Origin of the sequence: Amycolatopsis benzoatilytica AK 16/65 (genome assembly GCF_000383915.1) — a bacterium.
GTDB lineage: Bacteria > Actinomycetota > Actinomycetes > Mycobacteriales > Pseudonocardiaceae > Amycolatopsis > Amycolatopsis benzoatilytica.
Genome location: NZ_KB912942.1, coordinates 914,834 through 940,298 on the forward strand (window position 1 = coordinate 914,834; position 25,465 = coordinate 940,298).

The 25,465-nt window shown below is 71.0% G+C and carries 25 protein-coding genes; 22 read left to right on the forward strand and 3 right to left on the reverse strand.

The window, feature by feature from the left end:
• Positions 1 to 214 precede the first annotated feature (214 nt).
• The 13 genes from pyrR (at position 215) to AMYBE_RS0104365 (ending at position 15,002) form a co-directional block, all read left to right on the forward strand.
• On the forward strand, positions 215 to 811 hold the full coding sequence (gene pyrR, locus AMYBE_RS0104305) for a bifunctional pyr operon transcriptional regulator/uracil phosphoribosyltransferase PyrR (RefSeq protein WP_020658109.1): 597 nt from the start codon (positions 215 to 217) through the stop codon (positions 809 to 811).
• Positions 808 to 1,755, forward strand: coding sequence for an aspartate carbamoyltransferase catalytic subunit (locus AMYBE_RS0104310; protein WP_020658110.1), 948 nt, complete (start codon positions 808 to 810; stop codon positions 1,753 to 1,755). The genes pyrR and AMYBE_RS0104310 overlap by 4 nt, the downstream gene beginning before the upstream one ends.
• Positions 1,752 to 3,038, forward strand: a complete 1,287-nt coding sequence (locus tag AMYBE_RS0104315) for a dihydroorotase (protein WP_020658111.1) — start codon at positions 1,752 to 1,754, stop codon at positions 3,036 to 3,038. The genes AMYBE_RS0104310 and AMYBE_RS0104315 overlap by 4 nt, the downstream gene beginning before the upstream one ends.
• Positions 3,038 to 3,601: a PH-like domain-containing protein gene (locus tag AMYBE_RS40865; RefSeq protein ID WP_020658112.1), complete on the forward strand. Its 564-nt coding sequence runs from the start codon at positions 3,038 to 3,040 to the stop codon at positions 3,599 to 3,601. Before AMYBE_RS0104315 ends, AMYBE_RS40865 begins: the two co-directional genes overlap by 1 nt.
• Entirely contained in the window at positions 3,598 to 4,725 is a 1,128-nt protein-coding gene (gene carA, locus AMYBE_RS0104325) for a glutamine-hydrolyzing carbamoyl-phosphate synthase small subunit (RefSeq protein ID WP_020658113.1), read from the forward strand. Before AMYBE_RS40865 ends, carA begins: the two co-directional genes overlap by 4 nt.
• Complete coding sequence (gene carB / locus AMYBE_RS0104330) at positions 4,725 to 8,042, forward strand: carbamoyl-phosphate synthase large subunit (RefSeq protein WP_020658114.1); 3,318 nt, start codon at positions 4,725 to 4,727, stop codon at positions 8,040 to 8,042. The genes carA and carB overlap by 1 nt, the downstream gene beginning before the upstream one ends.
• Positions 8,039 to 8,881, forward strand: a complete 843-nt coding sequence (gene pyrF / locus AMYBE_RS0104335) for an orotidine-5'-phosphate decarboxylase (RefSeq protein WP_020658115.1) — start codon at positions 8,039 to 8,041, stop codon at positions 8,879 to 8,881. The genes carB and pyrF overlap by 4 nt, the downstream gene beginning before the upstream one ends.
• A 107-nt stretch (positions 8,882 to 8,988) precedes the next feature.
• Entirely contained in the window at positions 8,989 to 9,306 is a 318-nt protein-coding gene (gene mihF / locus AMYBE_RS0104340; RefSeq protein ID WP_003096398.1) for an integration host factor, actinobacterial type, read from the forward strand.
• The gene (gmk, locus tag AMYBE_RS0104345; protein WP_020658116.1) at positions 9,303 to 9,974 is read left to right on the forward strand and encodes a guanylate kinase; all 672 of its coding nucleotides are present in this window, start codon (positions 9,303 to 9,305) and stop codon (positions 9,972 to 9,974) included. The genes mihF and gmk overlap by 4 nt, the downstream gene beginning before the upstream one ends.
• Positions 9,971 to 10,240 carry a DNA-directed RNA polymerase subunit omega gene (gene rpoZ / locus AMYBE_RS0104350; RefSeq protein ID WP_020658117.1) on the forward strand — a complete coding sequence of 90 codons (270 nt, stop codon included), beginning with the start codon at positions 9,971 to 9,973 and terminating at the stop codon, positions 10,238 to 10,240. The genes gmk and rpoZ overlap by 4 nt, the downstream gene beginning before the upstream one ends.
• Positions 10,233 to 11,465 carry a bifunctional phosphopantothenoylcysteine decarboxylase/phosphopantothenate--cysteine ligase CoaBC gene (gene coaBC / locus AMYBE_RS0104355; RefSeq protein ID WP_020658118.1) on the forward strand — a complete coding sequence of 411 codons (1,233 nt, stop codon included), beginning with the start codon at positions 10,233 to 10,235 and terminating at the stop codon, positions 11,463 to 11,465. The genes rpoZ and coaBC overlap by 8 nt, the downstream gene beginning before the upstream one ends.
• Before the next feature lie 89 nt (positions 11,466 to 11,554).
• Positions 11,555 to 12,763, forward strand: a complete 1,209-nt coding sequence (gene metK, locus AMYBE_RS0104360; RefSeq protein WP_027927367.1) for a methionine adenosyltransferase — start codon at positions 11,555 to 11,557, stop codon at positions 12,761 to 12,763.
• A gap of 124 nt (positions 12,764 to 12,887) precedes the next feature.
• Positions 12,888 to 15,002 carry a primosomal protein N' gene (locus AMYBE_RS0104365; protein WP_020658120.1) on the forward strand — a complete coding sequence of 705 codons (2,115 nt, stop codon included), beginning with the start codon at positions 12,888 to 12,890 and terminating at the stop codon, positions 15,000 to 15,002.
• A 248-nt stretch (positions 15,003 to 15,250) separates the two neighbouring features.
• Here the strand turns inward: AMYBE_RS0104365 and AMYBE_RS0104370 are convergent, their stop codons facing one another.
• Positions 15,251 to 16,318: a helix-turn-helix domain-containing protein gene (locus AMYBE_RS0104370; RefSeq protein WP_020658121.1), complete on the reverse strand. Its 1,068-nt coding sequence runs from the start codon at positions 16,316 to 16,318 to the stop codon at positions 15,251 to 15,253.
• Between the two features lie 285 nt (positions 16,319 to 16,603).
• On the opposite strand from AMYBE_RS0104370, the gene AMYBE_RS0104375 reads away from it, so the two are divergent.
• The 4 genes from AMYBE_RS0104375 to AMYBE_RS0104390 all read left to right on the forward strand — a co-directional run bounded on the left by AMYBE_RS0104375 (position 16,604) and on the right by AMYBE_RS0104390 (position 18,680).
• Positions 16,604 to 17,218 (forward strand): nucleotidyl cyclase domain-containing protein, encoded by a 615-nt coding sequence (locus AMYBE_RS0104375; RefSeq protein ID WP_245573152.1) that lies wholly within the window; start codon positions 16,604 to 16,606, stop codon positions 17,216 to 17,218.
• Between the two features lie 19 nt (positions 17,219 to 17,237).
• Positions 17,238 to 17,900 (forward strand): Crp/Fnr family transcriptional regulator, encoded by a 663-nt coding sequence (locus AMYBE_RS0104380; protein ID WP_020658123.1) that lies wholly within the window; start codon positions 17,238 to 17,240, stop codon positions 17,898 to 17,900.
• Positions 17,901 to 18,177: 277 nt separating this feature from the next.
• Positions 18,178 to 18,456 carry a hypothetical protein gene (locus AMYBE_RS0104385; RefSeq protein WP_020658124.1) on the forward strand — a complete coding sequence of 93 codons (279 nt, stop codon included), beginning with the start codon at positions 18,178 to 18,180 and terminating at the stop codon, positions 18,454 to 18,456.
• A complete protein-coding gene (locus AMYBE_RS0104390; protein WP_020658125.1) occupies positions 18,456 to 18,680 on the forward strand; it encodes a hypothetical protein in 225 nt (74 codons plus the stop codon). Before AMYBE_RS0104385 ends, AMYBE_RS0104390 begins: the two co-directional genes overlap by 1 nt.
• A 318-nt stretch (positions 18,681 to 18,998) precedes the next feature.
• On the opposite strand, the gene AMYBE_RS0104395 is transcribed toward AMYBE_RS0104390, so the two are convergent.
• On the reverse strand, positions 18,999 to 19,457 hold the full coding sequence (locus tag AMYBE_RS0104395; RefSeq protein WP_020658126.1) for a GatB/YqeY domain-containing protein: 459 nt from the start codon (positions 19,455 to 19,457) through the stop codon (positions 18,999 to 19,001).
• Between the two features lie 123 nt (positions 19,458 to 19,580).
• Between AMYBE_RS0104395 and fmt the strand changes: the two genes are divergently transcribed.
• The 3 genes from fmt to AMYBE_RS0104410 are packed head-to-tail and all read left to right on the forward strand — an operon-like array spanning position 19,581 to position 22,428.
• The gene (gene fmt, locus AMYBE_RS0104400; RefSeq protein ID WP_020658127.1) at positions 19,581 to 20,507 is read left to right on the forward strand and encodes a methionyl-tRNA formyltransferase; all 927 of its coding nucleotides are present in this window, start codon (positions 19,581 to 19,583) and stop codon (positions 20,505 to 20,507) included.
• Complete coding sequence (locus tag AMYBE_RS0104405) at positions 20,504 to 21,928, forward strand: RsmB/NOP family class I SAM-dependent RNA methyltransferase (protein ID WP_027927368.1); 1,425 nt, start codon at positions 20,504 to 20,506, stop codon at positions 21,926 to 21,928. The genes fmt and AMYBE_RS0104405 overlap by 4 nt, the downstream gene beginning before the upstream one ends.
• Positions 21,925 to 22,428 carry a flavoprotein gene (locus AMYBE_RS0104410; RefSeq protein ID WP_020658129.1) on the forward strand — a complete coding sequence of 168 codons (504 nt, stop codon included), beginning with the start codon at positions 21,925 to 21,927 and terminating at the stop codon, positions 22,426 to 22,428. Before AMYBE_RS0104405 ends, AMYBE_RS0104410 begins: the two co-directional genes overlap by 4 nt.
• 60 nt (positions 22,429 to 22,488) lie before the next feature.
• Here the strand turns inward: AMYBE_RS0104410 and phoA are convergent, their stop codons facing one another.
• On the reverse strand, positions 22,489 to 23,892 hold the full coding sequence (gene phoA, locus AMYBE_RS0104415) for an alkaline phosphatase (protein WP_020658130.1): 1,404 nt from the start codon (positions 23,890 to 23,892) through the stop codon (positions 22,489 to 22,491).
• Between the two features lie 169 nt (positions 23,893 to 24,061).
• On the opposite strand from phoA, the gene rpe reads away from it, so the two are divergent.
• Together rpe and AMYBE_RS0104425 are read left to right on the forward strand one after the other, a co-directional pair.
• Positions 24,062 to 24,745 carry a ribulose-phosphate 3-epimerase gene (gene rpe / locus AMYBE_RS0104420; protein WP_020658131.1) on the forward strand — a complete coding sequence of 228 codons (684 nt, stop codon included), beginning with the start codon at positions 24,062 to 24,064 and terminating at the stop codon, positions 24,743 to 24,745.
• A gap of 85 nt (positions 24,746 to 24,830) precedes the next feature.
• Complete coding sequence (locus AMYBE_RS0104425; RefSeq protein ID WP_020658132.1) at positions 24,831 to 25,436, forward strand: riboflavin synthase; 606 nt, start codon at positions 24,831 to 24,833, stop codon at positions 25,434 to 25,436.
• The last annotated feature ends 29 nt before the right edge of the window (positions 25,437 to 25,465 follow it).

The following is a 25,465-nucleotide window of genomic DNA, read 5'->3' on the forward strand; positions in this document are numbered from 1 at the left end:
GCCGGGGACTCCTCGAGTCGAATACTCAGAGTAATGGTTACGCATAGTTGTCACCAGGTCAAGCACGAGGTCCGTCCGCGCAGGTGGCGGCCGTGCGCGTACCACCCGGAAGACTGATTGACCCCGCCTGCTACTGTCGGTGCGGTTTCCGGCAGCAGCCGGTTGCCGACGTCCTTTAACGACCTGTCCAGAGAGGCAGGGAAGGAGGTCCGCCTTGTCGTCACGCCCGCGTGACGCGGCGGAGCCGGCGGGAGAGCGCGAGCTGCTGTCCGCTGGCGATGTCGCGCGCACGATCGCGAGGATGGCCCACCAGGTCATCGAGAAGACCGCTCTCGGAGCCGGTCCGCCCGAGGAGTACCCGGTACTGCTCGGCATCCCCACCCGCGGCACTCCGCTGGCCGCCCGCCTCGCCGGCAAGATCGGCGAGTTCGCCGGGGTCGAGCCGCCGCACGGGGCCCTTGACATCACCCTGTACCGCGACGATCTCCGCCGCCGTCCGCCGCGCGCGCTCGAACAGACGCAGCTGCCGCCGGGCGGGATCGACAACCGGGTCGTCATCCTCGTCGACGACGTGCTGTTCTCCGGCCGCACCATCCGCGCCGCCCTCGACGCCTTGCGCGACCACGGCCGTCCGCGTGCCGTGCAGCTCGCCGTGCTCGTCGACCGGGGCCACCGCGAGCTGCCGATCCGCGCCGACTACGTCGGCAAGAACGTTCCTACCGCGCGCGCCGAGGGCGTCTTCGTGCTGCTGTCCGAAACAGACGGCCGGGACACGGTGCTGCTGCGCGCACCAGAAGGAGAAACCCGGTGAAGCACCTGCTCGCCACCGACGGGCTCGACGCGGACACCGCGACCGCGGTACTCGACACGGCGGACGAACTGAAGCACACGCTGCTCGGCCGTGAGGTCAAGAAGCTGCCGACGCTGCGCGGCCGCACGGTGATCACGCTGTTCTACGAAAACTCCACGCGGACCCGGGTTTCCTTCGAAATCGCCGGCAAGTGGATGAGCGCGGACGTGGTCAACGTCTCCGCGTCCAGCTCCTCGGTCAACAAGGGCGAATCGCTGCGCGACACCGCGTTGACCCTCGCCGCGGCGGGCGCCGACTGCGTGATCATCCGGCACCCGGCCTCGGGCGCGGCGCACCGGCTGTCCGGCTGGCTCGCCGAGCCGGGCACCGCGGTCGTCAACGCGGGCGACGGGATGCACGAGCACCCCACCCAGGCGCTGCTCGACGCGGCGACGCTGCGCGAACGGCTCGGTTCGCTGCAGGACCGGCGCGTCGCGATCGTCGGCGACGTACTGCACAGCCGGGTCGCGCGGTCGAACATCCACCTGCTCAGCACCCTCGGTGCGGAGGTGGTGCTGGTCGCGCCGCCGACGCTGCTGCCGGTCGGCGTGGAGAAGCTGCCGGTGACCGTCTCGCACGATCTCGATGCCGAGCTGCCCGCCCTGGACGCGGTGATGATGCTGCGCGTCCAGGCCGAGCGGATGACGGGCGGCGGCCCTGGGCAGAGCTTTTTCCCGTCCGCGCGCGAATACTCGATTTCCTACGGCCTCAACGCGCGCCGGCAGGCGCTGCTGCCCGACCACGCGGTCGTGCTGCACCCGGGCCCGATGCTGCGAGGCATGGAAATCGCTTCCGCGGTCGCGGATTCCGCCGCCTCGGCCATTACCGAACAGGTCCGCAACGGCGTGCACGTGCGCATGGCGGTCCTCTACCACCTCCTGGCCAGTGAAGGAGCCGCCGCGTGAGCCTGGTGATCAAGGGCGTCCGCCCGTACGGAGAAGGCGAACCGGTCGACGTCCTGGTCGAAGACGGCGTGATCGCCGCGATCGGCGAGGTGCGCGTGCCCGAGGGCGCCGAAGTGCTCGACGCGCAGGGCCAGGTCCTGCTGCCCGGGTTCGTCGACCTGCACACCCACCTGCGCGAGCCGGGGCGCGAAGACACCGAGACCATCGACACCGGTTCCGCCGCGGCAGCGCTCGGCGGCTACACCGCGGTGTTCGCCATGGCCAACACCGAACCGGTCGCCGACAACGCGCTGGTCACCGACCACGTGTGGCGGCGCGGCCAGGAGGTCGGCCTCGTCGACGTCCACCCGGTCGGTGCGGTCACCGTCGGGCTCAACGGCGAGAAGCTCGCCGAGCTGGGCACGATGGCCAAGGGCGCCGCGGCGGTCCGGGTCTTCTCGGACGACGGCGTGTGCGTCTCCGATCCGCTGCTGATGCGGCGAGCGCTGGAGTACTCGACCGCGCTCGATGCGGTGATCGCCCAGCACGCCGAAGAACCGCGGCTCACCGTCGGCGCACAGGCGCACGAGGGCGAGCAGGCGACGCGGCTCGGCTACGCGGGCTGGCCGGCGGCGGCGGAGGAATCGATCGTCGCGCGGGACTGCCTGCTGGCGCTGCACGCGAACGCGCGGCTGCACGTCTGCCACGTGTCCACCTCGGGCACGGTCGACGTCCTGCGGTGGGCGAAGGAACGCGGCACCAAGGTTTCGGCCGAGGTCGCCCCGCACCACCTGCTGCTCACCGACGAGCGCCTGCAGACCTACGACCCGATCAACAAGGTCAACCCGCCGCTGCGCACCGGCGGCGACGCCGAGAAGCTCCGCGCCGCGCTGGCCGAGGGCGTCGTGGACTGCGTCGCCACCGACCACGCCCCGCACGCCCCGCAGGACAAGGACACCGAGTGGGCCGCGGCCCGCCCGGGCATGCTCGGCCTGCAGACCGCGCTGTCGGTGGTCGTGGAGACGATGGTCAAACCGGGCCTGCTCGACTGGCGCGGGGTGGCCCGGGTGATGAGCGAGCGGCCCGCGGAGATCGGGAACCTGGCCGAGCACGGCCGTCCGATCGAGACCGGCGAACCGGCGAACCTGGCGCTGGTCGACCCGGCCGCCGAGTGGACGGTCCGCGGCGCCGAGCTGGCCAGCATCGCCGCGAACACCCCGTACGAGGGAATGCGGCTGCCCGGCGTGGTGACGGCGACCGTGCTGCGCGGGCGGATCACCGCGCGCGAGGGGAAGATCTGCTGATGGAGCGGTTGCTGCTGACGCTGGGGATCGTCGCCTTCTTCCTGATCTGCCTGTGGGGCATGTGGCTGGGCTGGCGGCGCAAGGCGCGTTCGCAGAGCGCCCGGATCGCGCCGTTCCCGGAGATCCCCGCCGACCCCGGCGAGTTCCAGCTGGAATCCACCGGCGTCTGCGTGGGCACCACCACCGCGGGCAACTGGCAGGACCGGGTGGTCACCCGCGGCGCCGGTCCGCGCTCGGGCGCGGTCTGGCGGCTGCACCCGGACGGAGTGACGGTGGAACGCGGCGGGCTGCCCGACTTCTGGATCCCGCGCGCCTCGATCACCGGGATCCGCCGCGACTCGCGGCTGGCCGGGAAAGTCACCGGCACCGACGTGCTGCTGGTGATCACCTGGCAGCTCGGCGACGTCTCGCTGGACACCGGGTTCCGCGGCGACGATCTCGCCGACTATCCACAATGGATCAATGAGCTCTCCCCGGAGCCCGGGGGCGACGCCCCCGCCGGGGGCCAGGGGGTCCTTCCCCCGAAAGACACGGATCACGACATCAAGGGAGGTGCCCAGTGAGCACCGGCACTCGCGGCCCCGCCGCCCTGGTTCTCGAAGACGGCCGGGTGTTCCGCGGCGCGGCCTACGGCGCGCGCGGGCGGACTCTGGGCGAAGCGGTCTTCTGCACCGGCATGACCGGCTACCAGGAGACGCTGACCGACCCGTCCTACCACCGGCAGATCGTGGTGCAGACCGCGCCGCAGATCGGCAACACCGGCTGGAACGACGAGGACGACGAATCGGCCCGGATCTGGGTTTCCGGTTACGTGGTGCGCGATCCCGCGCGCACGCCGTCCAGCTGGCGTGCGAAGCGCACGCTGGACGAGGAACTGGTGCGCCAGGGCGTGGTCGGGATTTCCGAAGTGGACACCCGCACGCTGACCCGGCACCTGCGCGAGCAGGGCGCGATGCGCGCCGGGGTGTTCTCCGGCGACGCGCTGGGCAGCGACGAGCAGATGGTCGCCGAGGTGCTCGCGAGCCCGCAGATGAAGGGCGCCGACCTGGCCGGCGAGGTCTCCACGGACCAGCCGTACGTGGTGGAAGCCCAGGGCGAGCGGCGTTTCCGGGTGGCCGCGCTGGATCTGGGCATCAAGGCGAACACGCCGCGGCTGATGGCGCAGCGGGGCATCGAGGTGCACGTGCTGCCGTCGAGCACGACCGCGGAGCAGCTGCTGGCGCTCGGCCCGGACGGGGTGTTCCTGTCCAACGGCCCGGGCGACCCGGCGACCACCGCGCACGCGACCGCGTTGACGAAATCGGTTCTGGAGCAACGGATTCCGCTGTTCGGCATCTGCTTCGGCAACCAGATCCTGGGCCGCGCGCTCGGGCTGAACACCTACAAGATGCGCTACGGCCACCGCGGCATCAACATCCCGGTGATCGACGTGGCGACCGGCCGGGTCGCGATCACGGCGCAGAACCACGGGTTCGCCCTCGAAGGCGAGCCGGGCCAGCGCTTCGATTCCCCTTACGGGGCAGCGCAGATCAGCCATTACTGCCCGAACGACGACACCGTCGAGGGCGTGCGCGCGTTCGACGTGCCGGCGTTTTCCGTGCAGTACCACCCAGAAGCGGCGGCGGGTCCGCACGACGCCGCGCCGCTGTTCGACGAGTTCGTTGACCTGATGGAGAAGAAGGCCTGATGCCGAAGAGGACGGACATCCAGCACGTGCTGGTGATCGGCTCCGGGCCGATCGTGATCGGGCAGGCGGCCGAGTTCGACTACTCGGGCACGCAGGCTTGCCGGGTGCTGCGGGCCGAGGGCCTGCGGGTGTCGCTGGTGAACTCGAACCCGGCGACGATCATGACCGACCCCGAGTTCGCCGACGCGACCTACATCGAGCCGGTGACGCCGGACTTCGTGGAGAAGGTCATCGCGGCGGAGCGGCCGGACGCGATCCTGGCGACGCTGGGCGGGCAGACCGCGCTGAACTGCGCGGTGGCGCTGCACGAGCGCGGCGTGCTGGAGAAGTACGGCGTAGAGCTGATCGGCGCGGACATCGACGCGATCCAGCGCGGCGAGGACCGGCAGAAGTTCAAGGACATCGTGCGCACGATCGGTGCGGACGTGCCGCGCAGCCGGGTGTGCCACGACATGGACGAAGTCCGTGCCACGGTGGCCGAACTGGGTCTGCCGGTGGTCATCCGTCCGTCGTTCACGATGGGCGGCCTCGGCTCGGGCATGGCGCACACTCCGGAGGACCTGGAGCGGCTGGCGTCGACCGGGCTGGCGGAGTCGCCGGTGACCGAGGTGCTGATCGAGGAGAGCGTGCTCGGCTGGAAGGAGTACGAGCTCGAGCTGATGCGCGACAAGCACGACAACGTGGTGGTCGTGTGCTCGATCGAGAACGTGGACGCGATGGGCGTGCACACCGGCGACTCGGTCACGGTCGCGCCGACGATGACGCTGACCGACCGCGAGTACCAGGTGATGCGCGACGTCGGCATCGCCGTGCTGCGCGAGGTCGGCGTGGACACCGGCGGCTGCAACATCCAGTTCGCGTTCAACCCCGAGGACGGCCGGATGGTCGTCATCGAGATGAACCCGCGGGTGTCGCGTTCGTCCGCGCTGGCGTCGAAGGCGACCGGTTTCCCGATCGCGAAGATCGCCGCGAAGCTGGCGATCGGCTACACGCTGGACGAGATCCGCAACGACATCACCGGCGAGACCCCGGCGTCCTTCGAACCCGCGCTGGACTACGTGGTGGTGAAGGTGCCGCGGTTCGCGTTCGAGAAGTTCCCGGGCGCGGACCCGACGCTGACCACCACGATGAAGTCGGTCGGCGAGGCGATGTCGTTCGGCCGCAGCTTCCCCGAGGCGCTGGGCAAGGCGATGCGCTCGATCGAGACGAAGGCGGCCGGGTTCTGGACGCTGCCTGACCCCGAGGGCGCCACCGTCGAGTCGGTGCTGGAGTCGCTGCGCACGCCGCACGAGGGCCGGCTGTACGAGGTGGAGCTGGCGCTGCGGCTGGGCGCGAGCGTGGCGCAGGTGCACGAGGCGTCCGGCATCGACCCGTGGTTCATCGACCAGGTCGCGCTGATCGGCGAGGTCGGCGCGGAGGTCCGCGACGCTCCGGTGCTGGACGGCGAGCTGCTGCGGCGGGCGAAGCGGACCGGGCTGTCGGACCGGCAGATCGCCGCTCTGCGCCCGGAATTGGCTGGCGAAGACGGCGTGCGGGCACTGCGCCACCGGCTGGGCGTGCGGCCGGTCTTCAAGACGGTCGACACCTGCGCGGCGGAGTTCGCGGCCACGACGCCGTACCACTACTCGGCCTACGAGACCGACCCGGAGGCGACGTCGGAGGTCGCGCCGCAGGGCGACAAGCCGAAGGTGCTGATCCTGGGTTCCGGCCCGAACCGGATCGGGCAGGGCATCGAATTCGACTACTCCTGCGTGCACGCGGCGATCGCGTTGCGCGAGGCCGGGTTCGAGGCCGTGATGGTCAACTGCAACCCGGAGACGGTTTCGACCGACTACGACACCTCCGACCGGCTGTACTTCGAGCCGCTCTCGTTCGAGGACGTGCTGGAGGTCGTGCACGCCGAGCAGCAGTCCGGCACCGTCGCCGGGGTGATCGTGCAGCTGGGCGGGCAGACCCCGCTCGGTCTCGCGCAGCGGCTGGCCGACGCCGGGGTCCCGGTGGTCGGGACCCCGCCGGAGGCGATCCACCTGGCCGAGGACCGCGGCGCGTTCGGCGAGGTGCTGACCGAGGCCGGGCTGCCCGCGCCCCGCTACGGCACCGCGACCTCGTTCGAGGGCGCGAAGCGGATCGCCGACGAGATCGGCTACCCGGTGCTGGTCCGCCCGTCCTACGTGCTGGGCGGGCGCGGCATGGAGATCGTCTACGACGAGGAGACCCTGGCCGGCTACATCCGCCGCGCCACCGAGGTCACCCCGGAGCACCCGGTGCTGGTCGACCGGTTCCTCGACGACGCGATCGAGATCGACGTCGACGCACTGTTCGACGGTGAGGACCTCTACCTCGGCGGCGTCATGGAGCACATCGAGGAAGCGGGCATCCACTCCGGCGACTCCTCGTGCGCGCTGCCGCCGATCACCCTCGGCGCGCAGGACCTCGAAGCGGTCCGCCGCTCCACCGAGGCGATTGCTCGCGGCGTCGGCGTGCGCGGTCTGCTCAACGTGCAATACGCGCTCAAGGACGACGTGCTCTACGTGCTAGAAGCCAACCCGCGCGCCTCGCGGACGGTGCCGTTCGTGTCCAAGGCGACCGCGGTCCCGCTGGCCAAGGCGGCCGCGCTGATCATGACCGGCTCCACGATTAAGGACCTGCGCGGCTCCGGCGTCCTTCCCGCCGAGGGCGACGGCGGCCGGATGCCCGCGGACTCGCCGGTCGCGGTCAAGGAAGCGGTGCTGCCCTTCCACCGCTTCCGCACCCCCGAAGGCCACGGCGTCGACTCCCTGCTCGGTCCGGAGATGAAGTCGACCGGCGAAGTCATGGGCGTGGACACCTCGTTCGGCAAGGCGTTCGCGAAATCCCAGAGCGGCGCGTACGGATCCCTGCCCACCTCCGGCCGGGTGTTCGTCTCCGTCGCCAACCGCGACAAGCGTTCCCTGGTCTTCCCGGTCAAGCGGCTGGCCGACCTCGGCTTCGAGATTCTCGCCACCACCGGTACGGCGGAAGTGCTGCGGCGTAACGGGGTTGCCTGTTCGGTGGTGCGCAAGCACTCCGAAACGGTCTCGGGCGGCGGCGAGCCGAACATCGTGGACGTGATCCTCGAAGGCGGCGTGGACATGGTCATCAACACGCCGTACGGGAACAGCGGACCGCGGGTGGACGGCTACGAAATCCGCACTGCCGCGGTGTCGCGGGACATCCCGTGCATCACCACCGTGCAGGGCGCCGCGGCGGCCGTGCACGGCATCGAAGCGCTGATCCGGGGCGACATCGGGGTGCGCAGCCTCCAGGACCTCCAGGCGGCGCTGAAGGCGACGTCGTGACCAAGCGGTTCGGGGCCCGGCTGGCCGAGGCAGTGGCCGCGCGCGGGCCGCTGTGCGCCGGGATCGACCCGCACCCGGGCCTGATCGAGGCGTGGGGCCTGCCGGTGGACGTGAGCGGTCTCGAACGGTTCGCGCTCACCGCGGCCGAAGCGCTCGGCGAAGTCGCGGCGATCGTCAAGCCGCAGTCGGCGTTCTTCGAGGCGTTCGGGTCCGCCGGCGTGGCGGTCCTCGAACGCGTCGTCGACGTCGCGCACGACGCCGGATCGCTTGTCCTGCTGGACGTCAAGCGCGGCGACATCGGCTCCACCATGGCCGCGTACACCGCGGCCTACGTGGCCGACAAGGCGGCCTTCACCGCCGACGCGGCCACGGTGTCGCCGTACCTCGGCTTCGGAGCGCTGGAGGCAGCTGCCGCCGCGGCGCGCGAAGCGGGCAACGGTCTGTTCGTTTTGGCCCGTACGTCCAATCCGGAAGCGAACGCGTTGCAGCGCGCGCGACTGGAAGACGGCCGTACGGTCGCTCAGAGCGTCGTAGACGCCGCGGCGGCCCACAATGCGGGAGAGGAGCCGTACGGCGACGTAGGCGTGGTTGTAGGGGCCACTGTGGCTCCTGGGGAAGTCGACCTGGGCCAGCTCAACGGTCCGGTGCTCGCGCCCGGATTCGGGGCGCAGGGGGCAACTGAGGCGGATTTGCGGGCAGTGTTCGGAGAGAGCCTGCCCGGCCTGCTGCCGGCTTCGTCGCGTGACCTGCTGCGGCACGGGCCTGACCCGGACGCGTTACGCCGAGCAGCCCAAGAGGTGAACAGCCGGTTGGCGGGGCCGGGCGCGAAAGGCCAATAGCAGGCCCCGGAAACGCGCTCCACCAGCCACCCCCGCATTGTGGCCCCTGCTCAGGGGTGGGTACCGTCGCGTCACCCACCCAGATGTGAGAACTACCGGAGGAAAACGTGGCACTTCCCCAGCTGACAGAGGAACAGCGTGCTGCGGCGCTGGAGAAGGCCGCCGCCGCCCGCCGCATCCGTGCTGAGCTGAAGGAGCGGCTGAAGCGGGGCGGTACCACTCTGGTCGACGTGCTGAAGCAGGCCGAGGAGAACGAAGTCCTCGGCAAGATGAAGGTTTCGGCCCTGCTCGAGGCGCTCCCCGGCGTCGGCAAGGTCCGTGCCCAGCAGACGATGGAACGACTGGAGATCGCCCCCAGCCGCAGGCTCCGCGGTCTCGGCGACCGGCAGCGCAAGGCGCTGCTGGCCGAGTTCAGCGGCGAGTGAGCGGCGTCGGTCAGGACTACCCGGTGATCCGGGGCGCCGACCGCGGCAGTGAGCCGGTGGCGGGGGAAATCCTCCGCCCCCGGCTCACCGTCGTCTCTGGCCCCTCCGGTGTCGGGAAGTCGAGTGTGGTGGGACAGCTGCGCCGGCTCGAGCCGAACCTGTACTTCAGCGTTTCGGTGACGACGCGGGCGCCGCGGCCGGGCGAGATCGACGGAAACCATTACCACTTCGTGGATTCCGCCGAGTTCGACCGGATGGCGGCCGAGGGCAGGCTGCTGGAGTGGGCCGAGTTCGCGGGCAACCGGTACGGGACGCCGCGCGAGCCGGTGGAACAGGCGCTGGCGGCGGGCCGCCCGGCGATCCTGGAGATCGAACTGCAGGGCGCCCGGCAGGTCCGGATGGCGATGCCGGAAGCCCGGCTGGTCATGCTGATGCCGCCGTCCTGGGAAGAACTGGTCGGCAGGCTCACCGGGCGCGGCACCGAGAGCGAGGCCGCGGTGGCCGCCCGGCTGGCCGAGGCGGAACGCGAACTGGCCGCTGCCGGGGAGTTCGACGTGCGGTTGGTGAACGCCGACGTCGAGGTCGCCGCGCGGCAGTTGCTAGACTTGATTACCGGCGGTGGCGATTCTGCCGCCGATCGATGTGACGATACGGAGCAGCACGAGTGACTGTGCAACAGGCGACGCTGGAAGAGCTCGAAGGCATCACCAACCCGCCGATCGACGACCTGCTCGAGAAGGTCTCCTCGAAGTACGCGCTGGTGATCTACTCGGCCAAGCGGGCCCGGCAGATCAACGACTACTACGCGCAGCTGGGCGAGGGCCTGCTGGAGTACGTCGGTCCGCTGGTCGAGCCCGGTCCCCGGGAGAAGCCGCTGTCGATCGCGCTGCGCGAGATCCACGGCGGTCTGCTCGAGCACACCGAGGGTGAGTGACGCCAAGCCCAGGGTCGTCCTGGGGGTAGGCGGCGGCATCGCCGCCTACAAGGCGTGCGAGGTCCTGCGGGGCCTCACCGAATCCGGGCACGACGTCCGCGTCGTGCCCACCGAGGCAGCGCTGAACTTCGTCGGCGCGGCCACCTTCGAGGCGCTGTCGGGGAACCCGGTGCACACCGGGGTCTTCACCGAGGTGCCCGAGGTACAGCACGTGCGGGTCGGCAAGGAAGCCGACCTGGTGCTGGTCGTCCCGGCGACGGCGAACCTGCTGGCCAAGGCCGCGCACGGACTCGCCGACGACCTGCTGACGAACACCCTGCTCACCGCCCGGTGCCCGATCGCGTATTTCCCGGCGATGCACACCGAGATGTGGGAGCACCCGGCCACCCGCGACAACGTGGCGCTGCTGCGCTCGCGCGGAATGGTCGTCACCGAGCCCGCGGCAGGACGGCTGACCGGCGTCGACACCGGCAAGGGCCGGCTCGCCGACCCGGCCGAGATCGTCGATCTGGCCCGGCTGCTGCTCGCCGCGCCGCGGGCGCTGCCGCGCGACCTCGAAGGCAAGCGGGTGGCGATCTCCGCGGGCGGCACCCGCGAGCCGCTCGATCCGGTCCGTTACCTGGGCAACCGGTCGTCCGGGAAGCAGGGCTTCGCGCTGGCCCGGGTCGCCGCGCAGCGCGGCGCCGAGGTGACCTTGGTGGCCGGGCACACCGACGAGCTGCCGACTCCGGCCGGCGCCACGGTGCAGCGGGTGTCCACCGCCGAGGAACTGCGCAAGGCGATGCACGCCGCGGCCGCGGACGCGGATGTCGTGGTGATGGCCGCCGCCGTCGCGGACTTCCGGCCCGCCGCGCAGGCCGGCCACAAGATCAAGAAGTCCGACGACGGTCCGGACCCGGTGATCACCCTCGACCGCAACGCCGACATCCTCGCCGAACTGGTCCGCGACCGGCGGCCGGGCCAGGTGGTGGTGGGCTTCGCCGCGGAAACCGGCGACGAGCAGGGCAGCGTCCTCGACCACGCCCGGGTCAAGCTGCGGCGCAAGGGCGCGGACCTGCTGGTGGTGAACGCGGTCGGCGACGGCAAGGCGTTCGGCACCGAGGACAACGCGGGATGGCTGCTCGCGGCGGACGGAACCGAAGAGATTATCCCGACCGGGGCCAAGTCGCGGCTCGCGGCCACATTGTGGGACGCGGTAACGGCCCTGTTCGAACGTCGACTGTAGCTATGGCCCCGCTGGGTAGTGTGGGTTGACAACAGGAGCGCCTGAACTCGCTGGGGCGCCGAAGCTTGACCGAGGGAAGTGACGAGGTCGTGTCTGCGTCCACGAAAAGGCTGTTCACGTCGGAATCGGTGACCGAGGGGCACCCCGACAAGATCTGTGACGCCATCAGCGACTCGATCCTCGACGGGCTGCTGAGCAAGGACCCGCGCAGCCGGGTCGCGGTCGAAACCCTCATCACCACCGGCCAGGTGCACGTCGCGGGCGAGGTGACCACCGAGGCGTACGCGGACATCCCCACCATCGTCCGGGACGTGATCCTCCGGATCGGCTACGACTCCTCGGCCAAGGGGTTCGACGGCAACTCGTGCGGCGTGAACGTCGCGATCGGGTCGCAGTCCCCGGACATCGCCCAGGGCGTCGACACCGCGTACGAGGCACGGGTGGAGGCCGGGTCTTCGCTCGAGGACGAGATCAACCGGCAGGGCGCGGGCGACCAGGGCCTGATGTTCGGCTACGCCTGCTCGGACACCCCGGAGCTGATGCCGCTGCCGATCGCGCTCGCGCACCGGCTCTCGCGCCGGCTGACCGGGGTGCGCAAGGACGGCGTGCTGCCCTACCTCCGCCCGGACGGCAAGACCCAGGTCACCATCGAGTACGACGGCGAGAAGCCGGTCCGGCTGGACACGGTCGTGGTGTCGACCCAGCACGCGGACGGCATCGACCTGGAGCAGATGCTCGGCGTCGACGTGCGCAAGCACGTGGTGGAGCCGGAACTGGAAGGGCTCGGCCTGGACACGTCCGGCACCCGGCTGCTGGTGAACCCGACCGGGCGCTTCGTGATCGGCGGGCCGATGGGCGACGCTGGCCTGACCGGACGCAAGATCATCGTCGACACCTACGGCGGCATGGCCCGCCACGGCGGCGGGGCGTTCTCCGGCAAGGACCCGTCCAAGGTGGACCGGTCGGCCGCGTACGCGATGCGCTGGGTCGCGAAGAACGTCGTGGCGGCGGGGCTGGCCGGACGGGTCGAGGTGCAGGTCGCGTACGCGATCGGCAAGGCCGCGCCGGTGGGGTTGTTCGTGGAGACGTTCGGGACCGAGACGGTCGACCCGGCGAAGATCCAGACGGCGATCAACGAGGTGTTCGACCTGCGCCCGGCGGCGATCATCCGGGACCTGGACCTGTTGCGCCCGATTTACGCGCCGACCGCGGCGTACGGGCACTTCGGCCGGCCGGATCTGGACCTGCCGTGGGAAAGCGTCGCGCGGGCCGAGGCGTTGCGGGCCGCAGTGGCCTGAGGGGCCTCGCTCCCAGCCGAATCTTGGTCTGTGAAGGGCCCCTTGCCGGAATCAGATTCCGGCAAGGGGCCCTTCACAGCGTTCGGCGGCGGAACTGTCGGAGCGGTCTGGTAGAGATCTTCTGGTGAACAGCTCCGAACCCGCCCCTCTGTGGGACCTGCCGGAGCCTTCGCGCTCTGCTTCGGAGCCGAAGGCCGCGCCGGCCAAGAAAGCCGCGGGACGCAAGACCGCGCCTCGCAAACCCTCGCGCAGGGGGCAGCTCCAGCCTGCCCCGGAACTGCCGGTCGCGAAGGTCGTCGTGGACATCCCGCTCGCGCACCTGGACCGCACGTTCGACTACCAGGTGCCGGAAAAGCTTCACGAGGCCGCGGTCGCGGGCTGCCGGGTGCGGGTGCGGTTCGCCGGGCAACTGGTCGACGGATATCTCGTCGAGCGCACCGACAAGTCCGAGTACGAGCGCAAACTGGCCTATCTGGAGCGGGTGACCTCCAGCGAACCGGTGCTGCCGCCCGCTTTGCACGCGGTGTGCCGGTCGGTGGCGGACCGTTATGCGGGCACGCTGTCCGACGTGTTGCGGCTGGCGTTGCCGCCGCGGCACGCGAAGGTCGAAGGCGAACCGCCGAGGGAACCGGCACCGGCTCCGGAGGCACCGGATGTCTCGGCGTGGGCCCGCTACCAGCGCGGGGAAGCGTTCCTGGAGGCGATCGCGGAAGGGCGGCAGGCGAACGCGGTATGGCAGGCGTTGCCTGGCGAGGATTGGCCGCGCCGGTTGGCGGAGGCCGCGGCGACCGCGGCGGCGCACGGGCGTGGCGCGGTGGTGGTCGTGCCGGACCATCGGGATCTGACGCGGGTGCACGCGGCGTGTGTCGAACTGGTGGGTGAGCAGGGCGTCGCCGCGCTGATCGCTGGGCTGGGGCCGGCGGAGCGGTACCGGCGGTGGCTTTCCGTGCTGCGGGGTTCGGTACGCGTGGTGGTCGGCACGCGGGCGGCGATGTTCGCGCCGGTGGCGGATCCTGGGTTGTTCGTGGTGTGGGACGACGGCGACGATCTCCACCTGGACCCGCACGCGCCGTACCCGCATGTCCGGGACGTGCTGATGGATCGGGCGCACGCCACGAAATCGGCGTTCATCGTCGGCGGGTTCGCCCGGACCGCGGAAGCGCAGCTGCTGGTCGAATCCGGCTGGGCGCAACAGGTTCAGGCCGATCGCGCGGTGTTGCGCGCGGCCGCGCCTCGAGTGACGCCGGTCGGTGAAGACTTCGACGTCGCGCGGGACGAGGCCGCTCGCGTCGCCCGGTTGCCGGCCGTCGCGTTCGAGGCGGCACGGCAGGCGTTCGCGGCGGGATTGCCTGCGCTGGTTCAGGTTCCGCGACGCGGGTATGTCCCGGGGCTGTCGTGCGGCCAATGCCGGACGCCGGCGCACTGCCGGCGGTGCGCCGGTCCGTTGGCGTTGCCGGGCGGATCGGTGGACGGGGCGCCGCGGCCGCCGGCCTGCCGCTGGTGCGGAGTTCCGGAGACGGCTTTCCGTTGCCCTGCTTGCGGTTCCGTTCGGCTGCGGGCGGTGGTGGTCGGGGCGAAGCGGACCGCGGAGGAGCTGGGGCGCGCGTTTCCGGGCGTGCCGGTCCGGACGTCCGGCGCGGCCGAGGTGCTGGCGACCGTTCCGGGGCGGCCGGCATTGGTGGTGTGCACGCCGGGAGCGGAACCGGTCGCCGAAGGCGGTTACGGCGCGGCGTTGCTTCTCGATGGATGGGCGTTGCTCGGCCGCCAGGATTTGCGGGCGGCAGAGGAGACACTGCGCCGATGGATGGCGGCGGGTGCGTTGGTGCGGCCGGCTTCGAGCGGCGGACGGGTAGTCGTCGGTGCGGAGGCGGGGCTCGCGGTGGTGCAGGCGCTGGTGCGCTGGGATCCCGGCTGGCACGCGAGCCAGGAGCTTGAGCAACGGCGCGAGCTGGGCTTTCCGCCGGCGATGCGGATGGCGAGTGTGGAAGGCAGCCCGGCGGCGGTCGCGAGCGTGCTGGACGACCTTCCGCTGCCGGAAACCGGCGAGATCCTCGGACCGGTTCCGCTCGGCGATTTCGACGACGAGGGCAATGCGGAGCGCGAGCGCGCGCTGGTGCGGGTAGCCCGGCCGGAAGGACGCGCGCTGGCGGCGACGGTCCGCGACGCGGTCGCCCGCCGCGACGCACGCAAAGCGACCGAGCCCGTCCGGGTGCAGCTGGATCCGCTGGACCTGATCTAGCGGATGCGGGTTCAGCGAGGCCGGTTCGGTGGCACGAGGTTCAGCGGGCGAGGCTGGGACTCAGTGAGACCAGCCGGCCGGGGCGAGGCTCCAGCGGAGCTAGCCGGCTAACCCTCTGCCCGCCCGGACTGCTTGCCCGCCCGGACTTGCGCGGCCGAACTTGCCCGGCGCGGTGCCGGACTTGCGCGTCCGGACTCGCCCGGCCGGGCGCGGTGCCGGGACGAGCCGTCCCGGCGCCCGCCTCGTCCTCAGTCGGCGTCCAGATCGGACCATTCGTGCAGCCGGTTGCCGGGCACCGTCCAGTCGGGAGTCAGGCCCTGGTTGTTGAACACCGGGACCCGGCTGAGGATGCTGAACGACTCCGCGCCGGCGAACCGCTGGTCCAGGTACGACTGGTTGCGGTCGCGGAACCGCGGGTCGGTCAGCGCGCGCACCGCGCCGAGGGTGCCGCGGGCGTGCATCCCGTTGCAGACGGTCACCGTGCGCTTGCGGTTGAGCGGATTCGGGCCGCGGTAGAACATCGTGACGTCCTCGATGAGGTTGCCGTCCGACGACATCTTCGCGCGCAGGTGCTCCAGGCGGCCGTCCCGTTGCCGGACCTGGAAGCTGGCCAGGGATTCGTCGTAGTCCGAGCGTGGGTTCTGCCGGATCGGCGCGTCGATCCGCTCCATCAGCTCACGGGTCTGCGGGTTCCAGTCGACCCCGCCGAGCAGCACGAGGTGCGCGGTGTACTCCTCCGGCCGCAGCGGGTCCCGGCTCGCGGTGCGGAACGAGACTCTCGCGGTCGGGTTGCACGCGCGGAGGTGACCGTACAGCTCGATCAGCGCGTCCGGGTCGCCGTAGCGCAGCAGCCGGGCGTAGTCGGGGCTTTCCGGCTGCGCGTTGGCGTGGCGCATCGCGTTCGGCAGCTCGGACACGACGATCACGATGTCCTCGCTGGCCGGGAACCGCCACAGGTTGCCGGGCGCGAACTCGGGGGCTGCCGTCGCGGTGTCCTCGGAGCTGCCGCGCAGGCCGGTCAGCTCGGCGAGCAGCTTCTTGCGGAGATCGCGCTCCTCGTCGGTCAACTGGTCCACGGGCAGCACCCGGAAGCCCTGGCCCTCGACTGAACGCCGGGTGGCGAAGAACGTGGCATACGCGTCGAGCCGGGGCGGCGGCGGCGCGACCGGGCTGCCGGTGTTCTCCCAGGACGACAGCAGGCCGTTGCTCACCCCGAACGCCTCGGCGAGCATCCGCTGGGTGATCACGATGCCGGGCCAGCTCTCCTTCCGGAGAGCCCGGAGGCGTCCGGCGAGTGCGGGGCTGGGCTGGGACATGACTTCAGTCCTTCAGTGAAGTTTGGTAACGGCACTGACCGGGTACTGTACTTCGGTCGTGCGGGGATCGCCCAGCAGGTACCAGGGTGATTCTCGTTGCGCCTCGTGCAGGGTGGCGGTCATCGGCCTGTCCTTCGGAAGTCATGTGCGTGACACCATTGTTCAGTCCGGGGTCAACCCTTATAGTTCATGGTTATTCTCATTAAGTTTACTACATTTCAGTACCTACCTGAAGCAGGGGGTGGAACGATGGACACAGCGGTCCTGCACCTACCGGTTCTGCACGTGCCTTTGCACAGGGCGATCGTGGTAGTCGACGTCGAGGGGTCGACAGCCCGGACCAACCCGGGCCGGGCCCAGCTGCGCGCGATGCTGTTCGACCTGCTTGACGAGGCATTCCGCGCGGGGGGCATCACCGAGGGGGTCCGGGATTCCTTCGTCGACCGCGGCGACGGGGCGATGTGCCTGGTCCGGCCGGTCGACGAGGCGCCCAAGACGGTCCTGCTCGCCGGCGTGGTGCCGGAGCTGGCGGTGCGGCTCGCGCGGCACAACGCGATGCATCCGGACGACGCGTTCCGTCTCCGCGTGGCCATCCACGCCGGAGAGGTGCATTACGACCTGCGCGGGCCGTACGGTGAGGACGTGGACTTGGCCTGCCGCCTGCTCGACGCCCCGGAAGTGCGCAAGGCGCTGCGCGGCGCGGCCGGACCGGTGGCGCTCGTCGTTTCGGAAGGGATCTACTCCGCGGTGATCGCACACGGCTACGCCGGGATCGACCGGTCCGCGTTCGGCCACGCCTTCCACGTCCGGGTAGGCAGAAAGCGGATCCGTGGCTGGATCCGCACGGACGGCTGGGCGCCGGCCGGGACTGTCCTGCCGGGCGCGGGGCTCACCGCCTGACAGGCACGGGAGGCAACCCGTGGAAACGACCGGATTCTGGCCCGCGCTGAGCGCGGCCGAACGCGGCAAGGTGGCGGAGCTGGCAGTGCGCCGCACCTACCGCAGGGGCGACGTGGTGTGCCATGAAGGCGACCATGCCGCGGTAGTAGTGCTTCTGCTGTCCGGGCACGTCCGGATCACGAACGCGACCTCCGACGGCCGCGAAGTCGTGGTCGCGGTGCGCGGGACCGGCGACGTGGTCGGGGAACTCGGCGCGATCGACGGCCAGCCGAGATCGGCGACGGTCGAAGCACTGGACGAGGTCGAGGCGCTCGTCGTTCCCGCCGCGCGGTTCGCCGCGCTGTGCCGGCGCGAGGCGTCGATCTCGTGGGTGTTGCTGCTGGTGCTGGCGGCGAGATTGCGCGATGTCGGGCGGCAGCGGTCCGACATCGGCGGCGGCTCGATCGCCAGGAGAGTGGCGGTGCAGCTGATGCAGCTGGCAGTGGAACAAGGGGTGCGCGCGGGGGACGACATCGTGGTCGCGATCCCGGGCACTCAGGCGGAACTGGCGATGACCGCGGCGATTTCGCGGGAATCCTGGGCGCGGGCGACGCGCGGGCTCCGCCGCGACGGAGTGATCAGCACCTCCCGCGGGCGAGTGGTGATCCATCGGATGGAGGATCTGCGGCGGCTGGCCCGCTGAGTTCCTTCCCGAGGCGTCCGGCGGGCGCCGAATGCAGTCCGGCCGACCGGCGAACGGCGGCCAAGGCGGGTGGCGACAGCGCGGTCGCGAGCCCGCCGCCTCCCCTTCGGCCGTGCCGCGAGCGCGGCTTTTTTTATTGCGCGCGAACTGTCTTTGCCTTAACGCCGGGTTGCCGGCGGACGGCCGGCGGGGATCTTCCCTCCAACGTGTCTGCTGACACAGATTCCCCTGTGCCACAGGGGAATTCTGAAGATACGCACCACTGAGGGAGGCAGTCATGGATCCGTATGCCCGGTCTCCGCAGCCGGCTCGCTGGCGTCGCGGGGTTTATGCCGCAGCTTTGGTCGTGCCGTTCACGGTGGCGCAGATCTGGGCGCTGCTGGTGCTGCTCCGGCTCGCGCCGCTCGACGGACTCGTAGGACAGGCGTTCGTGATCACGTTCGCCGGCTCGGCCGCGTCGATGTGGGCCGGGTGGCGGTGGGCCTGGAACCTCGGATCGGAGCGGCAGCGCAAGCTGGAAGCTTCGCGCCGGAACGACGAGCGGGTGGGATTGTGATGAGCGCGGTGCTCGCCTCGGCGGAGCCCGGCGGAGGGGTTCCGGCCGCGATGCTGGTGGCGGGGATCGTCGTGATCGCTCTGGTGTTGCGGGTGCTGGTGCGGATGGTCCGCGCGGTGCTGCGGGTGGCTACCGCGGTTTCGGCGTCGGCGAGTTTGGTGATGGCGGTCGCCGGGGTCGGCGGGGCGGCCACGTTGGCGTTGGTGGCGGTATACGCCGGGTAGGGAGTCACAGGCAGGCCCGTTCTCAGCCGGTTGCCGGCGAGGGCGGGTTTTTTGCTGTGCGCGGAAGTTCCCGTCATTGCCGGGAAACTGGCGCCCGGGCACCGCGGAGCCGGGTTGAGGCCACGGTCCCGGGTCGCTGGTCAAAGCGGGAAAGGTGGTTGACGAGCGACCCGCGACCGGGTCGGTGTTCAGCATCGAGGCGTCTGCCGGCAGTGCGGCTGAGCCGAGGATCCGCGGGCGGCCCGGCGACGGGTTCCGCTGCCTCCGGCGTGCCGGCAGCCGAACCTTCGCCCGCTCTCGGACCGGCCTGCTTTCACCTCATCCGGCAGCCAGTTGCCGCTTGACTTCAGCCGCCACCCGAGAACCCTCCGCGCGTCCGGCGACCTTCGGCTGCACCGCCTTCATCGCCGCGCCCATTCCGGCCATTCCCGAAGCGCCGCTTTCCGCGATGGCGTCCGAAACCAGCTTCCGCAGTTCTTCGTCCGAGAGCTGCGCCGGCAGGTACCCGGTCAGCACCTCCGCCTCCGCCAGTTCCCGCTCCGCCGACTCGGTGCGGCCTGCCTTCGCGAACGCGTCCGCGGCGTCTCGGCGCTTCTTCACCTCGCGGGTGATGATCTTCCGCACCTCGTCGTCCGAGAGGGTGCGGGCCTCGGTGCCCGCTGTCTCTTCGTAGCCGATCGCCGACAGGGTCAGGCGCAGCGTGGCGGAGCGCAGCTGGTCCCTGGCTTTGATCGCGGTCGTCAGGTCGTCGTGCAGGGTCGCCTTCAGCGTCGTCATGAGACGATCCTGGCACTCGCTCCGGCGAGCCGCCCGCGCCGCGTCCTCGCGGCCGCGTCTTCTAGACTCCCATCTGATGTCCGACCAGCCTGAAATCCCCTTTTCCCGTCCGGAGGTGCGGTGATGCGTCTCGTTTTCGCCGGCACCCCGGAACCCGCCGTCCCGTCGTTGCGCGCGTTGCTCGAGTCCGAACGGCACGAGGTCGTCGCCGTCGTGACCCGGCCGGACGCGCAGGCCGGGCGCGGGCGCAAAGTCCTCCGGTCCCCGGTCGGGGCACTCGCCGACGAGCACGGCATCGAGGTGCTCACGCCGGCGCGCGCGGGCGATCCGGCCTTCCTCGCCCGGCTGCGCGAACTCGCGCCGGAAGTCTGCCCGGTGGTCGCCTACGGTGCCCTGCTGCCGCAGTCCGCGCTCGACATCCCGGTGCATGGCTGGGTGAATCTGCACTTCTCGCTGCTGCCCGCGTGGCGCGGTGCGGCACCGGTCCAGGCGGCGATCCGGGCCGGGGACGAGATCACCGGAGCGTCGACTTTCCGGATCGTGAAGGAGCTCGACGCGGGGCCGGTATTCGGCGTCGTCACCGAGACGATCGGCCCGCACGACACGTCCGGTGCGCTGCTGGGCCGGCTCGCCGAGTCCGGTGCGGAGCTGTTGCGGTCCACGGTGGACGGCATCGAAGACGGCACGCTGCGTGCGGTCGAGCAGGCCGCCGAGGGCATGAGCTACGCGCCGAAGGTGACGGTCGAGGACGCGCGGGTGTCGTTCGCCGACCCGGCGGCCGCGGTCGATCGGCACATTCGCTCGGTCACGCCGGAACCCGGCGCGTGGGCGGAGTTCCGCGGCGAGCGGTTCAAGCTCGGGCCGGTCACCGTGGTCGACGAACCCGGTCCGCCGCCGGGCGAGCTGGTCGTCGAGCGCAAGCGGGTGCTCGTGGGCACGGCGACGAAACCGGTGCGGCTGGGCGAGGTCCAGGCAGCGGGCAAGAAACGGATGGCGGCCACCGACTGGGCGCGCGGTACGAGGATCGAAGAAGGGGAGCGCCTGCGGTGAACGAGCGTGGAGAACGGAGGCCGTCGAGGCCGCAACGGGGCCGGCCGGCCCCGCGCAAACAGGGACCGCGGCGTCCGCCGGAGGTGGACCCCGCCCGGCAGGTCGCGTTCGACGTGCTGCGCGCCGTGCGCGAGAAAGACGCGTACGCGAACCTGGTCCTGCCGCAGATGCTGCGCGAACGCCGGATCAGCGGGCGCGACGCCGCGCTGGCCACAGAGCTGACCTACGGCACCGCCCGGGCGCAGGGGCTGCTCGACGCGGTGATCGCCGCGTGCGCGGACCGGCCGATCGAGAAGACCGACCCGGTGGTGCTCGACGCGCTGCGCCTCGGCGTCTACCAGCTGCTGCGCACCCGCATCCCGGAGCACGCCGCGGTCGGGTCCACTGTGGACCTGGTGCGCGCGGAAGCCGGTTCGTGGGCGACCGGTTTCGTCAACGCGATCCTGCGTGTGGTGTCCACAAAGGACGAAACGCAGTGGCTCACCGAGGTCGCGCCGGACGAGGCGACCGACCCGATCGGCGCGTATGCGCTGCGCTCGGCGCACCCGCGCTGGGTGGCCCGGTCGTTCGCGGAAGCGTTGGGGGACAAGGGTGCGGAGCTGAAAGCCGCACTGGAAGCCGACGACGCCCGTCCGGAGGTGCACCTGGTCGCGCGCCCGGGCGAGATCAGCGCCGACGAACTCGCCGCGATCACCGGCGGCGACCTCGCGCCGTACTCGCCGTACGGTGTGCGCCTGCCTTCCGGCGCGGGCGACCCGGCCGAGGTCGCGCCGGTGCGCGAGCACCTCGCCGCGGTGCAGGACGAGGGCAGCCAGCTATGCGCCATCGCGGTCACGAAGGCCCCGTTGGAAGGCCCGGACGAACGCTGGCTGGACCTGTGCGCGGGCCCCGGCGGCAAGGCCGCGCTGCTCGGCGCGCTGGCCAAGAGCAGCGGTGCGCGTGTCGACGCGGTCGAGAAGGCCGAGCACCGGGCCCGGCTCATCGAGAACGCGACCGAGGGCCTGCCGGTCACCGTGCACGTCGCCGACGGTCGCGACAGCGGCCTCGAACCCGGCTACGACCGCGTCCTCGTCGACGCCCCGTGCAGCGGACTGGGCGCGCTGCGCCGCCGTCCGGAAGCCAGGTGGCGGCGCAAGCCCTCCGACGTCGCGGACCTCACCAAGTTGCAGGGCGAACTGCTGGTCGCGGCGCTGGACCTGGTGCGCCCCGGCGGCATCGTCGCGTACGTGGTGTGCTCGCCGCACCTGGCCGAAACCGAAGGCGTAGTCGGGGAAACCGCTCGCCGGACCAAGTCGGAGATCCTGGACGCACGGGAGTTCTTCCCCGGCGTCCCGCAGCTCGGCGACGGCCCGTACGTGCAGCTGTGGCCGCACCGGCACGGCACCGACGCGATGTTCTGCGCCGTGCTGCGCAAGCCGTGACGGACCTGGGCTTGGTCGCCAGCTCGTGCGGCGGACTGGACCTCCGGTTCACCGCCGAGCTGGCCAAGCCCGCCGCCGCCCGGGGCTGGCGGCTGGCCGTCACCCTGACGCCGACCGCGCACCGCTGGCTGGACACGACCGGCGGCCTGGCGGAACTCCAGGCGACGACGGACCTTCCGGTGCGCAGCGCGTCGCGGCTGCCCGGGGAACCGCGCCCGCATCCGGACCCGCGGGTGTTCCTGTTCGCGCCCGCATCGGCGAATTCGATCGCGAAACTGGCACTGGGCATCGCGGACAACCAAGCGCTGACGCTGCTCGGCGATGTCCTGGGCGCACCGGGCATCACCATTGTCGTGGCGTATCAGATCCAGCCGACCCGGGCGCATCACCCGGCATGGCAACGGCACCTGGACACGCTCGCCGGCGCAGGCGTCCGGCTGCACCAGCTGGACCCGAGCCGCCCCTGGTCCGAGCCCTTGGACCTGTTGCCCGCGCCGTGAAGGGAACTTTAAGGGAATCAGAGTCCCTCAAAGTTCCCTTCACGCACGTTCAGGCGAGAGTCAGCGCAGCTTCAGTGCGCGCTTGACGGTGCCGAACAGGTCGGTCTGGTTGGTCAGCCCGACGACGTTCGCCGCCTGCGGACCGTACGCCGCGATCCGCACCTGGGTCCCGGTGTGCTCCATCGACGAACCCGGCATCGCGGTGCCGTAGTTGATCGTCATGTTCGCGCCCTCGTTGGTGATCAACGTGGCGGTCTGGCCCGGCGACTTCGCGTCGTTCGACACGATCTGGCTGGTGTGCCCGTGGTCCGCGGTCACCACGACCAGCGTGTCCGAGTGCGTCCGGGCGTAGGCCAGGCCGGCCGCGACCGCCGCGTCGAAGTCGATCGTCTCGCCGATCTGGCCGCACGGGTCCGCGGCGTGGTCCTGCTTGTCGATCGACGCACCCTCGACCTGGAGGAAGAAGCCCTTGTTGCTCTTGCGGTCCTCGAGCAGCTGCAGCGCCTTCTGGGTCTGCGCGACCAGCTTCGGCTGGGTTTTCGGCAGGGCCGGGTTCGCCGCGCAGCGGGCCGGTGCGGTGCCGCCCACGGCCGGCTTCGGGCCGACCCAGTTCACCGGCAGGTTGCCTGGCGCGAACAGGCCGAGCACCGGCTGGCCGGGACCGGCCTTGGCCAGGTCGTCGGCGGTGGTGAGGACGCGGTACCCAGCTGCCTTGGCCTGCTCCAGGACCGGCTTGCCTTTGAACTGGCCCGCGGTGGCTTTCTGGTCGAAATACTTCGCGCCGCCGCCCAGGAGCACGTCCGGGCGGGTCTGCACGAGCTGCTCCGAGATCGAGCCCGCGCCGCCGTTCTCCTTGGCGTTCTGCGCGCATTTCTTGGTGGTCTCGTCCGGGCCCTTGCAGTCGCGGTCGACGACGTGCGCGCCCTGGACGGCCGGGGTGGCGTCCTGGACCTCGGCAGTGGTCACGTCGCCGGTGCGCAGGCCGTTGCGCTTGGCCAGCTCCAGCAGCGTCGGCAGCGGGTTGCCGTAGGCGTCCACCGAGATCGCGCCGTTGTAGGTCTTCGTACCGGTCGCCCAGCCGGTGCCGGACGCCGCGGAGTCCGTGACGTAGTCCGGTTTCGCCGGGTTGCCCTTCTCGACCGCGTACGTGGTGTAATCGCCGGTCAGCGGCAGCTCGTCCATCGAGAGCCGGCCGGCGGCGCCGCGTTCGTAGTTGCGCGCCGCGGTGATCTCGGAATCGCCCATGCCGTCGCCGATGAACAGGATGACGTTGCGCGCGGCACCGCCCTGGATCGCCTGGCGGATCTCCTGCGTGCGGTCGCCCGCGCCGGCCGAAGCGGTGCGCGCGCCCTGGTCGTCCTGGTTGCCCTGCGCGGCCAGCGCGACGGGGGCAGCAGCGACCAGCGCGACGCCTAATGCGCCCGCGGCCAGCCACTTGCGACGGCCTGCCAAGACGGTTCTCATGGTTCTCCTCGGGGGGCATCTCGTCCGGAACTTCCGGTCGTGACCCATTAGCGCTCGCTGATGTGTTCGATACGGAGAATCCGGATGAGCGCTTTGTGTCCGGAAAGCGAACTCCGGTGCGGTCACGGCCGGTGAACAGCGGGGAACCCGGCCCTCTTACACTCGGGTCGTGGCTTCACCTCTCATCGCACCCAGCATCCTGTCCGCGGACTTCGCCCGGCTCGGCGAGGAGATCGCGGCCATCGCCCACCCCGGCGCCACCCGCGCCGACTGGGTGCACGTGGACGTCATGGACGCGCACTTCGTGCCGAACCTGACCCTGGGCCTGCCGGTGGTGCAGTCGCTGCTGAAGTCGACCGACCTGCCGCTCGACTGCCACCTGATGATCGACGACCCGGACCGCTGGGCCCCGGCCTACGCCGAGGCCGGCGCGTACAACGTCACGGTGCACGTGGAAGCCGCGAAGGACCCGGTCATGCTGGCCAAGAACCTGCGCGCCGCGGGTGCGAAGGCCGGCCTGTCGGTCAAGCCGGGCACCCCGCTCGAACCGCACCTGGAAACGCTGAAGCACTACGACACGCTGCTCGTGATGTCGGTCGAGCCGGGCTTCGGCGGGCAGTCGTTCATCGCCGACGTGCTGGAGAAGGTGCGCACCGCGCGCCGGCTGGTGGACACCGGCCACCTGAAGCTGATCGTCGAGATCGACGGCGGGATCAACGCCGACACCATCGAACAGGCCGCCGAGGCGGGCGTCGACTGTTTCGTCGCGGGCTCGGCCGTCTACGGCGCCGAGGACCCCGGCCAGGCCGTCGCCGCGCTGCGCGAACAGGCCGCCCGCCTTCGCGTCGGCTGACCCGCTGCCCGGGCGCACCGCGCCGGGCCGGACGGGTGTTGGATGGAGACGCCACCTACGGCGGTGGCCGGTCGAGGAGGCAGCAGTGTTCACGGGAATTGTCGAAGAGGTCGGCGAGGTCACCGCGGTCGAGCAGCTCACCGATGCTGCCCGGCTCACCGTGCGCGGGCCGCTCGTCACCTCGGACGCCGGCCACGGCGATTCGATCGCGGTCAGCGGCGTCTGCCTGACCGTCGTCACGGTGTCCGACGGCGAGTTCACCGTCGATGTGGTGAACGAGACACTGCAGCGTTCCAGCCTCGCGAAGGTGGCGGTCGGCGACGCGGTGAACCTCGAGCGCGCGACCCCGGCGGGCGGGCGGCTCGGCGGCCACATCATGCAGGGCCATGTCGACGGCACCGGTGCGTTCGTGTCCCGCGACGAGCGCGGCGTGACCACGTTCTCGCTGCCCCGCGCCTTGTCTCGATACGTCGTGGAGAAGGGCTCGATCGCCGTCGACGGCGTATCGCTGACCGTCGCGAGCGTGTCCGACGACCGGTTTTCGGTCGCCTTGATCCCCACCACGCTCGAAGTCACCACACTCGGCCGGCGCGAAGCCGGCGATCTCGTGAACCTCGAAGTGGACGTCGTAGCCAAATACGTGGAGAAGCTCACTGCGCCACACGTGGCGGCGAACGCGCACAATGTGTGACATCCACCTGGCGGTAGCGAAGGAGCACC

Bases quoted from the DNA above. Each gene is read 5' to 3' on its own strand.
- AMYBE_RS0104395 (WP_020658126.1), bottom strand. From the start codon at position 19,457: ATGACGACGCTGAAGGCGACCCTGCACGACGACCTGACGACCGCGATC.
- AMYBE_RS40865 (WP_020658112.1), top strand. From the start codon at position 3,038: ATGGAGCGGTTGCTGCTGACGCTGGGGATCGTCGCCTTCTTCCTGATC.
- AMYBE_RS0104390 (WP_020658125.1), top strand. From the start codon at position 18,456: ATGAGCGCGGTGCTCGCCTCGGCGGAGCCCGGCGGAGGGGTTCCGGCC.
- phoA (WP_020658130.1), bottom strand. From the start codon at position 23,892: ATGAGAACCGTCTTGGCAGGCCGTCGCAAGTGGCTGGCCGCGGGCGCA.
- carB (WP_020658114.1), top strand. From the start codon at position 4,725: ATGCCGAAGAGGACGGACATCCAGCACGTGCTGGTGATCGGCTCCGGG.
- AMYBE_RS0104385 (WP_020658124.1), top strand. From the start codon at position 18,178: ATGGATCCGTATGCCCGGTCTCCGCAGCCGGCTCGCTGGCGTCGCGGG.
- fmt (WP_020658127.1), top strand. From the start codon at position 19,581: ATGCGTCTCGTTTTCGCCGGCACCCCGGAACCCGCCGTCCCGTCGTTG.
- AMYBE_RS0104370 (WP_020658121.1), bottom strand. From the start codon at position 16,318: ATGTCCCAGCCCAGCCCCGCACTCGCCGGACGCCTCCGGGCTCTCCGG.